The sequence below is a fragment of the Vibrio splendidus genome (genome assembly GCF_001557875.1).
Taxonomy (GTDB): domain Bacteria; phylum Pseudomonadota; class Gammaproteobacteria; order Enterobacterales; family Vibrionaceae; genus Vibrio; species Vibrio splendidus_F.
In genome coordinates, this window is record NZ_LNRF01000001.1 from 227,322 (window position 1) to 242,861 (window position 15,540).

At 44.6% G+C, this 15,540-nt stretch carries 10 protein-coding genes; 2 read left to right on the plus strand and 8 right to left on the minus strand.

The genetic code is table 11. From position 1 onward, the window contains the following. Nucleotides 1–46 precede the first annotated feature (46 nt). Both ATB74_RS00995 and ATB74_RS01000 read left to right on the plus strand, forming a co-directional pair. Nucleotides 47–1,255, plus strand: coding sequence for an MFS transporter (locus tag ATB74_RS00995; RefSeq protein WP_061015880.1), 1,209 nt, complete (start codon nucleotides 47–49; stop codon nucleotides 1,253–1,255). 59 nt (nucleotides 1,256–1,314) lie between these two features. After that, nucleotides 1,315–2,403 carry an alkene reductase gene (locus ATB74_RS01000; RefSeq protein WP_061015882.1) on the plus strand — a complete coding sequence of 363 codons (1,089 nt, stop codon included), beginning with the start codon at nucleotides 1,315–1,317 and terminating at the stop codon, nucleotides 2,401–2,403. A gap of 297 nt (nucleotides 2,404–2,700) precedes the next feature. On the opposite strand, the gene rlmJ is transcribed toward ATB74_RS01000, so the two are convergent. From rlmJ to ATB74_RS01040, 8 genes are all read right to left on the minus strand, one after another. Continuing rightward, the gene (gene rlmJ, locus ATB74_RS01005; RefSeq protein ID WP_061015884.1) at nucleotides 2,701–3,567 is read right to left on the minus strand and encodes a 23S rRNA (adenine(2030)-N(6))-methyltransferase RlmJ; all 867 of its coding nucleotides are present in this window, start codon (nucleotides 3,565–3,567) and stop codon (nucleotides 2,701–2,703) included. A 316-nt stretch (nucleotides 3,568–3,883) separates the two neighbouring features. After that, nucleotides 3,884–4,495 (minus strand): LysE family translocator, encoded by a 612-nt coding sequence (locus tag ATB74_RS01010; RefSeq protein ID WP_061015886.1) that lies wholly within the window; start codon nucleotides 4,493–4,495, stop codon nucleotides 3,884–3,886. A gap of 309 nt (nucleotides 4,496–4,804) precedes the next feature. Then, nucleotides 4,805–5,728, minus strand: coding sequence for a protein translocase subunit SecF (gene secF, locus ATB74_RS01015; protein WP_060980858.1), 924 nt, complete (start codon nucleotides 5,726–5,728; stop codon nucleotides 4,805–4,807). Between the two features lie 2 nt (nucleotides 5,729–5,730). Continuing rightward, nucleotides 5,731–7,530 carry a protein translocase subunit SecD gene (gene secD, locus ATB74_RS01020; RefSeq protein ID WP_081090041.1) on the minus strand — a complete coding sequence of 600 codons (1,800 nt, stop codon included), beginning with the start codon at nucleotides 7,528–7,530 and terminating at the stop codon, nucleotides 5,731–5,733. Between the two features lie 331 nt (nucleotides 7,531–7,861). Beyond that, a complete protein-coding gene (locus ATB74_RS01025; RefSeq protein WP_060980857.1) occupies nucleotides 7,862–8,326 on the minus strand; it encodes a hypothetical protein in 465 nt (154 codons plus the stop codon). Between the two features lie 252 nt (nucleotides 8,327–8,578). After that, nucleotides 8,579–11,353, minus strand: coding sequence for a M16 family metallopeptidase (locus ATB74_RS01030; protein WP_061015888.1), 2,775 nt, complete (start codon nucleotides 11,351–11,353; stop codon nucleotides 8,579–8,581). A gap of 362 nt (nucleotides 11,354–11,715) precedes the next feature. After that, nucleotides 11,716–14,478 (minus strand): M16 family metallopeptidase, encoded by a 2,763-nt coding sequence (locus tag ATB74_RS01035; protein ID WP_061015893.1) that lies wholly within the window; start codon nucleotides 14,476–14,478, stop codon nucleotides 11,716–11,718. Nucleotides 14,479–14,653: 175 nt separating this feature from the next. Continuing rightward, nucleotides 14,654–15,502: a LytR/AlgR family response regulator transcription factor gene (locus ATB74_RS01040; protein WP_061015894.1), complete on the minus strand. Its 849-nt coding sequence runs from the start codon at nucleotides 15,500–15,502 to the stop codon at nucleotides 14,654–14,656. Nucleotides 15,503–15,540: the final 38 nt, after the last annotated feature.

Here is a 15,540-nt window from a genome sequence, read left to right on the forward strand (position 1 = left end):
GTATCTAAACGTCCTAACAAACAAGAATTAACACAGGTACTTCACAATGAAATCAGAAGCGATCCATAAAGAAAAGATCCCATTCCAAGTTTGGATACTGACACTCGCAGCTTTTGCCATCGGCACCGCTGAGTTTGTTATTGCAGGCATCCTGCCACAAATTGCCATATCCCTTTCGATCACCGAAGGTCAAGCTGGCTACCTAATCAGTGCTTACGCATTGGCTATCGTTATTGGTGGCCCGATCTTAACCATCTACCTCGCACGTTTTAACAAAAAGATGGTACTGATTGGCTTAATGGCTTTGTTCATCATCGGCAATATCTTGTCAGCCTTAGCTCCAAGCTATCCACTTCTACTTGCAAGCCGCGTTATCGCAGGCTTAGTGCAAGGTCCTTTCTATGGCATAGGTGCAGTTGTCGCGACCAATTTAGTGTCTGAGAAAATGGCAGGTCGTGCTGTTGGTCAGATGTTCGCTGGCTTAACACTCGCTAACGTTCTAGGGGTTCCCGCAGGTACTTGGGTGAGCTTGCAATTCGGTTGGCACACCACTTTCTTTACCGTGGCAGCACTTGGCACCATCGCCATGATTTCAATCTTAACGTCAATAAAATCTTCAGGTCACAGCGAAGCGAAAGACATCAAAACTCAGCTGTTGGCATTCAAAAATCCAATGCTTCTCATCAGCTTGGCGATCACCGCTTTTGCTTGGTCTGGCTTCATGACGCTTTACGGCTACCTTGCGCCTATCGCCATGCACATCACGGGTTACGGTCAAGAGTCAGTAACTTGGATCTTAGTGATTGTTGGTGTCGGCTTAATCATCGGTAACACCTTGGGCGGCCGCTCTTCTGACAAAGGTTTAGGCAAAGCATCGATGTTTTGGGCTATCGCGATGATCGTTTCATTGGTAGTGGTTGGCCTTGTTGTAGACAACAAAATCCTATTCGTTGCCGCTGCATTTGTCTTTGGTATTGCATCATTTGCCAATGTTCCTGCTATGCAGCTTCGAGTAATGAACAACGGTGGCGAAGGCCAAGAGCTAGCAGCAACCGCGAATATCTCAGCGTTTAACTTGGCCAATGCCTTTGGTGGATTCCTTGGCGGCATGGTACTCGACAGCCAACTAGGCGCAGGCATGATTCCATTCGCAGCCGTTGTTGTCCCTGTTATTGGTTTGCTGCTTATTGCGAAAGCCAACCGAGCTGAAAAGCCACAGAGCAACTCTATTTTCAGCCCAGCAGAAAGCAAATAACGCGACTTATCGCCCCAATAAAAAACTAAAAAACACCGAATTAAAACAAGGTAGATACCATGAACAAATTATTCGAAACATCAGAACTCAAAGGTCTCGCACTGCAAAACCGTGTCGTTATGGCACCTATGACACGCGCTCGTACTAGTCAACCTGGCAATGTACCAAATGACATGATGGCGACTTATTACCAACAACGTGCAAGTGCCGGGCTTATCATCACTGAAGCGACGCAGATCTCTGATGACTCTCAAGGTTACTCATTCACTCCCGGCGTTTACACCGATGCACAAATCGAAGGTTGGAAGTCAGTTACCACAGCCGCCAAAGAGCAAGGTGCAGTAATATTTTGTCAGCTCTGGCATGTAGGTCGAGTGTCTCACCCTACCTTTCAAAAGGGCGAACTGCCGATTGCACCGTCAGCTTTGGCTCCAATAGAAACTCAGGTGTGGATTTCTGATGAGAATGGCAACGGCAACATGGTCGATTGCATCCAACCAAGAGAGATGACCCAAGCAGACATCGATCGAGTGGTTCAAGATTTTGCGAACTCAGCAAAGAAAGCCATCGAAGCAGGCTTTAATGGTGTAGAGATCCACGGCGGCAATGGCTACCTAATTGATCAATTCCTAAGAACCAACTCAAACAAGCGCAACGACAACTATGGCGGAAGCCGTGAGAACCGACTTCGCTTTCTGATTGAAGTGGTTGATGCAGTGATTGCAGAAATCGGTGCCGATAAAGTGGGCGTGCGCTTGGCACCATTCATCACCTTCAAAGACATGAACTGCCCAGACATAGTGCCAACAATTTTAGAGGCTGCAAAAGCACTGCAAGCTCGTGATATTGCTTATCTGCACCTGTCAGAAGCCGATTGGGATGACGCGCCAGTGATACCTGAAAGCTTCCGCATTGAGCTAAGAGAGTTGTTCTCCAACACCATCATCGTTGCTGGCAGTTACACACCAGATCGCGCAGAAGAAGTATTGAGTAAGAGCTACGCCGATCTCGTCGCATTTGGTCGCCCATTCGTAGCAAACCCAGATCTCGTATCACGCCTGCAAAACGACAGTGAGCTAGCACAACTCGATGGCGCCACCCTATTTGGCGGCAACGAAAAAGGCTACATCGATTATCCAGCTTTATAGCGAACTTTGAAGTGATAGTGCTGCCTTGAGTTTTCCGACAGGCAAAAGAAAGGCTCGCGTGACTAGTGCGAGCCTTATGCAGTTTAGGGGGTAAACCACAATCTGATATTAATTAGGGGTAATTATTTAACTTATGAGCCAGTATGCACCTGTGCGCATTGATATTCTATTTTTAAATGATTCACTGCAATTAATCAATCGATAAAAGTTAGCGTTTGGTCAATTTAAACCACATAGATAACAGTGATTTAGCGAGTGATGTCTAGAAATTAATCAGAAAACCCATTTAAATCAGATTTATAGACTTCTCATTTGCCAATAACCCTCACCATTAGTTGCGAGTTGGCTGTGTAAATATTCAAGCGTATCTGCGACCGTTCCAGCGATGCCTTGTGGTGGGTTGAACAATAGCAAGCCACTACCGATCAGGCGATCATCCCCCTTAGGATCTCGAAGGCGAAGCTCCGACTTAATCGGACTTGGTAGTAAGCCATCTTTCACCGCTGTCACGCAGTGGTTCAGAATCAATGAGCTCTTATCATCCGTGTAAAGCGGATACCAAATCAGGGCCGATACCTTCTCAGACTGCTGATACGCCTTAACTAAGGCATCAATCACCGCGAGATATTCAGAATCAGTTTCATAAGGAGGGTCGATAACAATCAGGTGATGCTTATCGTGTTTTGCTATGTCATCAGGCAGTGCTTTCAAGCCATCGCCAGCGGTAATGGTGAGCTTACTTGAAACATCGAGATCGCGTTGCAGCTTCTCAATGTTAGTTTGTAATAGGTCGGCTTCATCTTGCTGAATGTCTGAAAAATAGAAGCTATCTTGGCTACGACCTTGTTGATAAGTGATGGCCGCTGAGCCCGGATAGAGAGAGATAAGTTGATTCGGATTGTAGTATTCCAGCACCGACATAAAAGAAGCAAATGCCGGAGGAAGATAAGCCTTGTTTCGCCACAAGTACCCGACCCCTTCAGCAAACTCACCCGCGTGATTACTTGGAGCTGTAGTGAGGTCATAACACCCTGTACCTGAATGTGTGTCGATAACATTAAGGCGTGAGTGTTGCTGCATTAATGATTTAACCAGAGCACTCAATACTGGATGCTTTAGCGCATCACCATGGTCGCCTACATGACATTGATGTCGATATTCCATTCCCTTGCCTCATTTCTACGAACGTCATCTAAACATACTTCATATCATGAGGGCTTGCCTGCTCAATCCATCGTTTTTTGAAATAGGCTCTCTTTTCTGTAACTGTTTGACTCTTATAAAAAATAAAGCCCAACATAGAATTAGCTAGAATTGAAAAAATAGCCACCTTCTCGCAAAGGTGGCGACTAAAAAACGAAAGAAACCTTTCTCTTACTTATTGCTTACCACTTACACAGACTTATGCCAGCACCAATCAGAAATAAAATTATTCCAATATAAAAGCACGACTTTTCAAATTTGCTCATTTCAGCCACCGTTAGACAGTTAGTACTTTTATAGCTAGCCCAACAAGAACTACCCCTGATAATCGATCTATAGTCACCGCATATTTGCGTAGTCTTATCATCGTACTTGGTCTCGATAGGAAACAAGCAACCAATGAGTACCATATGGCATCTAGGATTACTGGAACAGAAACAATGATCAATCGATCGGTGAAGTGGTCTACATACACTACGAACTGGCTAAACAGTGCTAGGAAAAAAATAATAATCTTGGGATTTAGGAGAGAGATAAGAAACCCGTCACGAGCTGACTCAAATAATGTACTCTTTTTTCCTGCCGCTATCTTGTCAGACAATCCACCTTTAGAACGCAATGAACAATAGCCCAAGTACGCTAAATACGCAGCCCCGGAATATGCAATGGTATTGAAAAATATAGGGGAGTTTTTAAGAGCAATTGCCAACCCAGCGAGTGAAAGTACTGCATATATCCCAACCCCTATAGCATGAGAGCAAGCTGTAACTACTCCATGTAGTCGACCACTAGCTAATGTATTGCGTGAAACCATGATAACGGATTGACCTGGTGTCATAGTACCTAATAGCGTCACTATGAATAGCGACGTAAATACTGAAAGAGTCATAAATGCCTCAATTTATTAATATGTGTGAATTTTGAATATAACTATGTCTATGAGTGACTGGTTACCAAGGCACATTTAATAAATTGCTATGTGTTGCAGCATACGCTACTGACGCTTTGAATCGTTTCATTTCGTGAATGTTGCCATGACGAAAAAATCATAGCAATAGCTATAAGTTATGATATTTAATCATAGTGCTGATACATTAAAATCATTACTAATTTAAAAATAAAGCCCCTGAACTGAGTGAGTTCAGGGGCTGTCATTGTTGGTTTAGATTAATAGCGTGAGTAAGCCAACTTGGCTCAACTAAGGGTACTCACCCTCAATTTCTACTGGTGGCTTCACTTGGTAGTGACAAGGCTGCAAACCAAGTAGCTTAGGCAGCGTGATGCCGACAGAAATTGAAGACCACGTGCCACTGACAATACCCACAACCAGTGCAATAGCGAAACCTTGTAGTGCCGCGCCACCAAGTAGCCAAAGTGCTGATACGGTGATTAGCGTTGTACCTGAAGTCACCATAGTGCGTGAGAAGGTCGCTTTAACCGATTCGTTAAGCAGGTTATCTGTATCACCGTTTGGATTACCACGCAGCATTTCACGAACACGGTCGGCAATGATAATCGAGTCATTCAATGAGTAACCCAAAATCGCCAACACAGCCGCCAATACAGTCAGGTTGAACTCAAACTGAGTAAACGCGAACAGACCCAAAATAAGCGTCACGTCATAGATGATCGCGGCAAGCGCGCCTAGTGCCAAGCGCCATTCAAAACGTACACTCAGGTACAGCATGATCATTAGGAAACACACCAATACCGCCAAGCCACCTTGATCAACCATGTCTTGACCCACTTGAGGGCCAACCACGCTGCTGTTGAGCACTTTTACTTGGTCACTCACAGAAGACAAAGCATCGACTAGGTTTGGCTGCGGTGCGTCTGTCAGTTGGCTGTAACGGATTGTCCAGCGATCTTGTTCTGCCATACCAACCACTTGCACGTCTTGTTGGAAAGCGGTATCAAGTTTTGTTTTCAACGCATCTTTGGTTACTTGATCAGAGAGCTGAACCTCGGCAACCACACCGCCTGTGAAGTCCAAGCCCCAGTTAAAACCTTTCACCGCCACCAGCATCACAGAGCTCATGAACAGCACAATAGAAATCACCGACATCACCTTACGAAGGCGAGTCATATTGCTGTCTGAAATAGTCATTTTTGAAGTACTCATGCTTAAATCCTTACATCGTGGCGCTGGTCACGCCCCCAAACCAAATTGATGATCGCTCGTGAAGCAAAAATGCCCGTGAACATACTGGTTAGAAGACCTAAGCCCAGTGTCAGAGCGAAGCCCTGAATCGGTCCATTGCCGATTGTGTATAGAGCTACAGCAACGATCATGGTGGTGACGTTAGCATCGAAAATTGACGAGAATGCGCTATCAAAACCACGGTCGATAGAGCTAGCAAAGCTGCGCCCTTCTTTCATCTTGTCTCGAATACGTTCGAAGATAAGCACGTTAGTGTCTACCGCCATACCGACGGTCAGTACTAAACCCGCAATACCCGGCAAAGTTAAAACCGCACCCGGTAACAAGGCAATCAAGCCAAACAATGTGGTCATGTTAACCACCAATGCACAGTTCGCGACCCAACCAAGACGGCGGTACCATAGCGCCATAAACGTGAGAGTAAGTCCAAGACCAAGAGCCAAAGCAGCAAAACCGTTAGTTACGTTTTCTGCCCCCAGAGACGGGCCAATAGTACGCTCTTCAATGATGGTAACAGGCGCTGTTAATGAACCTGCACGTAGCAGTAGAGCAAGCTCTTGTGCTTCTGCCATGCTGCCTGCACCTGTGATTCTGAAGCGGCTACCCAGTTGAGATTGGATGTTCGCCACACTGATCACTTCACTGGTTTTTTCGCTGTTACCGGCTCTGTCACGGCTGTATTCGCTGTAAACAGTCGCCATTGGCTTACCGATGTTATGGCGAGAAAACTCAGACATTTTCTTACCACCAGAAGAATCCAGCGTGATGTTTACTTCAGCACTGCCCATCTCACCAATGCCACTGCGGGCATCGATAATGTGTTCGCCGCTCAGCACCGCTTTGCGAGCAACCACCACACGGTTACCATCCGAATCTTTCAGAGTTTGAGTATTGCGAGTTGCATTGTCGTATACAGAGTAGAATGCAAGCGAAGCAGTAGCACCAATCACGTCTTTCGCGGCTGCTGGGTCTTGAACACCCGGAAGTTCGATACGGATACGGCTTTCGCCTTGGCGTTGAATCGATGCCTCCGTGATGCCGAGCTCTTCAATACGGCTGCGCATGATCTGCAGGTTTTGTTGAACTGTTAGGTTACGTAGCGTTCTTTGCTCTTCTTCAGACTGAGTTAACGTTAGCGATTTATCTGAACGGTCACGTTGCCATTGTGGGAACTCTTCACGAATCAGTTTCTGTGCTTTTTCGAAATCTGCATCTGTACGGAAGTTAAATTCAACTTGGTTGTTCACCACTTTACCGCGTGCATAACGCACTTGGCTGGTGATCTCGTCGACCACAGATTGCGCTTGTGCGTGATAAACCGGTTCCATGTCCACTTCTAGCAGGAACTGCACACCACCACGTAAATCAAGGCCTAGCTGAATCGGCGCGAAGCCCATGTCAGTCAGCCATTTTGGGGCTGCAGGCTCCATCGCTAGCGCAACAGTCGCGTTGTCCAATAGGCGTTCATTCAGCACCTCTTTAGCCTTCGCTTGTTGCTCTGCATCTTCCAAGATCACGACCAAACGGTTGTCTTTTTGAAATGCAGATTTGGCTTGGATGCCTTCGCTCGCAAGGTATTGGGTAATTTGACTCGCATCAATGGTCTGTTCAGAACGATTATTAATTTGAACCGATGCATTCTCGCCATACCAAGAAGGTAAAGCACTCAGAACCATGATGATGATAGTGGCGATAAGTACCACGTATTTCCACTTTGAGTAGTGGTTAATTTGTTTTCTTGGAATGCGTTTTTTCACAGTCAAGATCTCTTCTTTTTACCAATCACGGTGAATAAATGATCGACACTAGCGCAGGAAAAAGGCTTGAGAACAAGGCAGGATTTTTCGATAAGTAGCTATTCTACAATCAAAAATTCTAACGCAGTTATCGAGCATTTTAACCAGCTAGGGTGTTCAGTTATTTACTACGATTGGTATGTCTAATGTTTTGCGAACACGAACGACAACTAGTCACAACCAAAACAAGCTGATTGAGTAATAGTGAGGCTAATAATTGTGTGTCGCTATATTGGGTTAACTGGTGAGTTCAACGGGCACAAGTGACCATCGATACGACCAATTTAGGGTCAAACGATTAGCTAAGAAGTTCTCGGAAATGCGAGTATTGAATGTTGCCCTCTTTCCACCCAGAAAGCCGGGAGGACGGAGAACTCACAATGCTGGTCCAGTGCTGCTTGGAATCCAACAACGGTGTGTTGAAAAGCAGAGAAGCCAGCAATGAAGGGGGGGAGAAGTCGATCAGTAGATGATAAGCAGGCTCAAGATCGGCCACACTTTCTTGCTCATTGCTGAGCATGCGTCTGAAGTTTGCTGCTTGAAGGCTTGATTCTGTATCGTGATAGTTGGAACTGTCACCAGAAGGATCGGTGCCAAACTGAGCCTTATCGCACTCTAAGTAGCTCGACGGATTATCCGTAGCCGATTGTTTACAAAGATCATTCTGCGAAGATTGCTCTTGAGCTGAGTATATTTGAAATGGCTTAGAAGGGAACGAATAGCCGTTAGAGTTCACTAAGCCAAAGCTCAGTAAAAACAACATTAAGACTAATCGGGTACCTAATTTAAGCAATCTAATATCCAAACAACATTCTCGTAGATCGCCAATCTACAATACAAATGAAACGCTGTCTTGATTTAAAACATTTTTTTAGAAAATGATTCGAGGCAACCGATTAATCTTCAGTGCTTCTAAAAAAAGAAAAAGCCAAGCAACTAGGCTTGGCTTTCAATTACCTATACGTCCAACGCTTATCGTTACGACGTTTATAGCTATTACACTGTATAAAAGCGATTAAGCTTCAGGTCGCATGATGTTCTTAACCTTGCGACTGTTCTCTCCAAAGATACGTTGCACTAACGCATTCATATCTTCCGCAGAAATCGATCTCGCCACTCGCTCTACTTGAGACAAAGCTTCGATATCGTAACCATGGAGCAGATAACGAGACACATACCACGCTTGGTCGATAGAGCTCATCTCAAGAGGTGTGAAGTCAGCTTCAAACTGTTTCACAACCGCTCGCATTTCCTCTTCAGAAACACCTTGTAGGAGGTCTGCAATCACCTTATCAATCGCCACCTCGACTTGATCGACATTTTCTGGAGCTATCATCGCACCAATAACCCATTCATGACTCAACTCGCTGTCTGCAGACGCCGAATACGTATAAGGCGAGTAATCCAAGCTCAACTCTTCACGAATATAGCTATCTAATCGAGTCGTCAGTAGGCGTTCTAGCAAGCTTTCCATGAACACATCTTTTGCCGTAAAGCCTTGCTCGGTATCGCTTGCTGGTTCAGAGATCACTCGCAAGACGTACTCTGCACTATTTACATTGTTAATCGCCAAATCAATACGTGACTCTAGTGGCTGGTTGTAAGCCACTTTAAACTCAGGTACCGCCGCTTTTTCCAATGGGATAGAAGCCAAGTACTGCTGAACCAAAGGCTTCAATACACTTGGGTCGATATCACCCACGACCACTAGTTGGTTGTGTCTCATTTGACCAAACAGCTGCTGATGAAGGTTATCGACATCTTCCACTGAAACCGCTTCAACACGCTCTTTATCAACAAAAAGGTGACTACTGTCCGGACTATAGATATTTTGGTTTATTGCTCGTTCAAACTGACCAACAGGGCTACTTAAGAAAGATTCTTGACCTTGTACAAACTCCTGCTTCACTGCCTCTAACTGCTCGGGAACAATTTTAGGCGCAGTGATGAAGGTATACAGCGCAGCAAATGTATCTTTAAGCCCATATTTCTGAATATTAAATTCAATGCCATGACGGGTATTCCCAATGAAACTATCAGCTCGAATATCTTCACGGTCAAAATAAGCTAGCAGCTCAGATCCCGTAAATTCACCGACACCACTTCGAGCAAACGTCGGTAACGCAACTTCAACGGCAGGGTACAAGCTAGGATCTAAAGCTGATTTACCACCGAGGCTCATATACATCACACCAACATCATCACCCGCAGCATAATCACGCAGGTACCACATATCGATGCCATTGCTTAACGTCCATTTCTGAATGTATGGATCTACCGACATTTGTTCTACAAGCACAACCTCGCCCTTCGAACTAGGAACGGCAAAGGCACTTGCAGAAGCAATAGCGAGCGGCGGGGTTCCAGGCTCGCTGTAAGTCGCTTTTAAGCTATCTAGAGAGTTGACGACAGCTGTTCTATCCTCAGAGTCGTCCATCCCGATAACCAGGAAGTAATCATCAGAGAGCAGATTCTTGATGCTGTCGTTGATCGTTTCAAGGCTTAGATTCGCGATGAATGCTTCTAAGCTGGCTTGATAGTCTTTCTGTGACTGGACGATTCGACCACTAACAAGAGCACTCGCTTTATCGCCCGCGTGATCAGCGCTATCAAATTTATCCCAATCGTGTTCGATGTTATCCAGCAGGTCTTGGTAGTAGTGCTGCTCGGCAACGATATCCGTATTCGACACTCCAAAATCACGCAGTGATGCCAACGTAGAGAGAAGCTCCTGTTGGATTACGTCACGCCCACCATTCGGGAAACCAACACTGATTGATGAATAATTCAGAGCCCCCATCTGATAGTTTTCAGATGCTACCCATTGGGTCGGCAAGGCCGCGTCGTTGAATACCGTTTCGAGTCTTTGACGAATGAGTTGTAGAGCAGTTTCATCTAACCAACGCTGGTGTTGTTGAGCATGGTTTTCGATGCGATACAGACCACGGCTGAACGTTAAAGTGATGCTTGGCGCTTCTCTTCCTGCATACTCAACATAATCACCTTCATTAAACGAAGTCGAATTCTGTTTCTCTGGTCTTGGTGTTTCGCCGCGCTCCCAACCCGAAAACTTCTCTTCAATCAATGGAACCAAGGTTTTGAGGTCAACATCACCTGAAACAACTAACTCAGCGATCTGAGGTTGATACCAAGTCTGGTAAAAGTCGCCTAGGCCTTGAGAAGTTGCATCGACAACGGACGCTTTAGTGCCTAATGAATCTTGAGAGTCGTAGGGACCACCTTCAATGAAGTGATCGTAAAATATTTCTCCGAATGACTTATCATCAAGGCGAGCCATACGGAACTCACCGAGAATGACGCCTTTCTCTTTTTCAACTTCTGAGCTGGCAAGATCGAGACCATCACCAATGTCACGCATCCAAGTTAACGCTGACTCTAATTGGAGGTTATCTGGCAAATCTAATTCATACACCGTCTCTTCATAAGAGGTATAAGCATTTAGGTCCGCACCGAAACTAGAACCCGCATCTTCAAAAAGACGAATCACATCGTTTTGAGAAAAGTTCTTGCTGCCATTAAATGCCATGTGCTCGACAAAGTGAGCATAGCCTTCTTGTTGAGGCGTTTCTTGAATGGAGCCCGCGTGCACGACTAAACGTACAGATACCGATGCTTCATGATCTGGATAAACATGGTAAGTGAAACCATTTTCCAACTGACCAGAAGTCCAGGCAGGATCTGGTTGGATTAATTGTTCAGTGATGTTTGATGTTGAGCTACACCCCACCACAGATAGGCATATTGCCGTTGCTAAATAATATGTTTTCATAACAACCTCTTAATGTCATTCATCGACAATATACAGATTGAGTTAACGATTATTATTTAATATTGAACCGGATGAGTATCTTTGTGATCTGGATCTTTATTTTATAAATTACCAAGTGATATGTAAGATCACTGTATTCATTTGAATTAGCGTTTTAATAAGAACCTATTACATCCCTTTAAGCTAGTTCTCTACATCCCCTTAAACAGCGCTTGCGAGGCACTGTTTCTGAGTGGTTTTGCCAAAATTCATCAAGATTCAGCGCAATAAAAAAGCCAAATGCTTGAACATTTGGCTTCTAAGTGAATTCACATATAAAGGGTAGAAGCGGCTTTCAAGAAAAACCACTCACCTAACTAGATTTAACTTTGTGGTCTCAACAAATTCTTCAACTGATAGCTGTTATCACCAAAAATTTCTTTCGCGTACTCTGTCATATCTTGACTAGAAATTGAGTCTGCCGTTCCCTGTAGATCAAACAACGCCTCAAAACCATAGTCATGAATGAAATAACGAGAAATAAACCAAGCTTGCTGAGTGGGCTTATATTTTAGTGGAGTAAGGTCCGCCACAAGCTGCTTAGCTGCCGTTCGAGTCTCATCTTCAGAAATCCCTTTTGCGGCTTCAACAATGATCTCATCAATCGCCTGCTCAATTTTATCTGAGTTTTCTGGAGCAGTTGAAGAGCCTATTAACCAGTCATAACTAGGCTCACTGTCTTGTGAGACCGAGTACACATAAGGCGCATAATCCAAACCTAACTCTTCACGAACATACGCTGTTAGACGGCTCGACAATACACGCTGAAGCATATCGTCCATAAACACATCTTTTGCGGTTTTATCCCGAGCTTGCTGGGAAATCACACGCAATAAATACTGACTGCTGTCTTCATTATTGATGGATATATCCATTCGTTCTTTCGAATCAGTACTATAAGCCACCTGATACTGAGGAGACACAGCGGCTTCTAATGGCAGTGAAGCAACATATTGACGCACAAGAGGCTTAATTTCAGCTGGATTAATATCAGCAACAATAACCAATGTGTTGTCTCTTAACTTTTGGAAGAGTTGATGCTGAACGTCAAGTATATCTTGCGACGTAACAGCCTTAATATCGTCACTTTCAAGCATCATGTGGCGGCTGCTTGTTTGATAGCTATTTCGATTAACCATCTGAATAAACTGACCAACTGGCGTTTCTAAATATGCTGTACGATCTTGAGCAAATTCAGACTTCACAGCCTCAAGCTGATCACTGTCTATTTTAGGTTCGGTTATAATGGTGTGCAGCGCAGCTAAACCCTCTGCGAGCGTCTTTTTCTTAGCGCTTATCTCAAAGCCATGATGGGTAAAGTTGATGAAGGGATAGATTTCAATGTCTTCGCGTCTCAAGTGAGCAGTTAACTCCGAACCGCTAAATTTACCAACACCGCTACGAATCGAAGCTGGCAGGGCAACCTCTACAGCTGGAAACAGTGAAGGATCCAACGCCGCTTTCCCCCCCTCACTTGCATAGTAAACCCCAACACTATTACCTGCCTCAGAGTTACGGAGATACAAAACTTCAATGCCGTTGCTTAATGTCCATTGCTTCAAATTAGGATCGCCACTCACCTGAACTTGTTTTACAATTTCTCCTTGAGATGCAGGAACACTAAACGCCGAGCTTGCAGTCACTAGCAATGGTCTGCTACCTGTCTTTTTATAGGCTTTCCGGACATCTTTTAGCCCGCTATTCATTGCCTGCAAGTCTTCTTTAGACGATAAACCTAGTCCCAAAATATAAGGGCTAGAAAGTAAATCATCTAAATTATCATTTACTGCTTCCAGATCCGTACTCACAAGAAACGCTTTCAAACTCGACTTATAATCAAGCTGTGATTGAACCGTCTGGTTAATCACCAGTGACGTCGACTTACCGTCAGCATGAGTGACTGCGTTCATTCTCTCCCAGTTAGCTTGAATGTCATCAAGGTTTGCTTGGTATTGATGTATCACACTCGTAAACTCATATTCGCTCACACCATGATCACGCAATGAGGCGAGAGTAGAAATAAACTGCTGCTGACTTTGCTCTCGACTATCGACAGGAAAACCAACCGTAGTAATGGAATACCTTTGGTACTCTAAGAAATAGGGAGTCGAAGCAACCCATTGCACTGGTAATGCAGCGTCAACAAAATCCGAATTCAACCTTTGCTGGATGAGTTGCTGAGCAATGTCATCTAGCCAAAGCTGATGTTGTTGCTCATGGCTACGTGTCACTCTCTCCCCTCTATCAATAACAACCCCGATGCTTGGTGGCTCGCTTCCTGATACATACTCCACAAAATCTTGAGTATTATAATCCGTTGACTGGTTTTTCACGGGTAACGATGTTGTACCTCTTTGCCAGTCAGAGAAGGTTTCTTCAATCAAAGGGATCACTTCTGCCAGTGTGATATCACCAGAAACAATCACCTCACTTAACTGAGGTTGATACCACGTTTGGTAAAAGTTATTTAATTCTTGAATATTCGCATTAGAAACGGATTCTTTAGTACCAATGGGATCGTTAGTTTGGTAATTCGTGCCTTCAATCATATGATCGTAGAACTTAAATGAGAGAGGTTTATCTTCAACGCGTGTGTGTCGAAATTCCCCTAATATCACACCTTTCTCTTTTTCGATCTCATCTCCGGACAGCAGTAAACCATCGCCAATATCTCTAAACCAAGCTAACGCTTTATCTAGATTCTTGTTGTCGGGCAGATCTAACTTATAGAGGGTTTCTTGATAGGAGGTATAAGCATTTAAGTCAACGCCAAAGCTAGCACCAGATTGCTCAAACAACGCTACTACATCATTCCCTGAAAAGTTTTTGCTGCCATTAAACGCCATATGCTCGACAAAATGGGCATAACCTTTTTGTTGTTCGCTCTCTTGGAAAGAGCCAGCATGCACCAGTAAGCGTACCGATACCGGTTGTTCTCGGTCAGGGTAAACGTGGTAGGTTAAGCCGTTATCTAATTCACCGGTGACCCAGTATGGGTCAGATTTCAATAACGTCTGTTGCTGAGGAGTAGAAGTGCAACCTAGCAATGTGGAGCTCAATACGATGACTAAATAGTTTGCTTTCATAACGATCTCTTTGAAGGGCTTTACCCCAATATATCCGATCGCAAAAGTGTAATAATTCGCCATTAAATCAAACGACTAAAATTTTAGAGTCACTCGATATAAGTATGAAAATGTTTGATTTATAAATTACATAAATAAATTATAAAGCCGATATGTAGCGCCTTTTATTTGTTGGCTACATACCCTTAAACAACGCTTGCGAGGCACGGCTGATCGGTAGCTTTTCCCCTGACACATACGCCGACATCTGACCTGAGAGCCCTTTCTTCACCTTATCAATGGCGGAGACTTTAACCACCACCGAGCGGTGGATTTGCCAAAACTCATCCGGATTAAGCTGCGCAATCAGCTCTTTTAGCGACACGCGAAGAATAAATTCCTCTAGCAAACCAGCTTGGCCTTTTTTGAATATCGAGACGTACTTGTCTTCGGCTTTGAAGTAAGCGACATCATCGACGGCGATAAGATGGATGTCTTCTCCGACACTGGCTTTGAGCCATGTGAGATGCTTTTGCTGCGGTTGATAAGGAGCCTGCGTTGGCTGCGAGGTCGCTTGTGATAGCTGTTGAAGCTGAGCCATTAACGCTGTGATATCGGGCTGTTCCGGCGTGCTACCTGTTTGCGTTTGGTTGCTCGACAGACGTGCTTGAACCTTCTGACATGTGGCCAGTAAGCGTTCTTCATTAATGGGTTTCAGCAGGTAATCCATCGCATTGTGCTCAAAGGCTTTAACTGCGTATTCGTCATAAGCCGTGATAAACACAATCAATGGCGGTGAAGCTAGCTTGTTGAGTTGTTTCGCCAGCGAGATACCATCCAGCTCCGGCATACGAATATCGAGAAAAACCACGTCGGGTTTAAGCTGCTGAATACTCTGCATCGCCTCCAAACCATTTTTTGCCTTGCTGACGATCTCTAGCTCCGGCCAAACCTCAGCCAAACTCTTGTCTAGGTGGTGCCTTAACAGTGCTTCATCGTCTGCGATAATCGCCGTTACGCTCGGCTGTATTGCTGAGTTGTTCATGGTTAGTCCTTTAAATTCACACTGTAAATCGTCTCTTT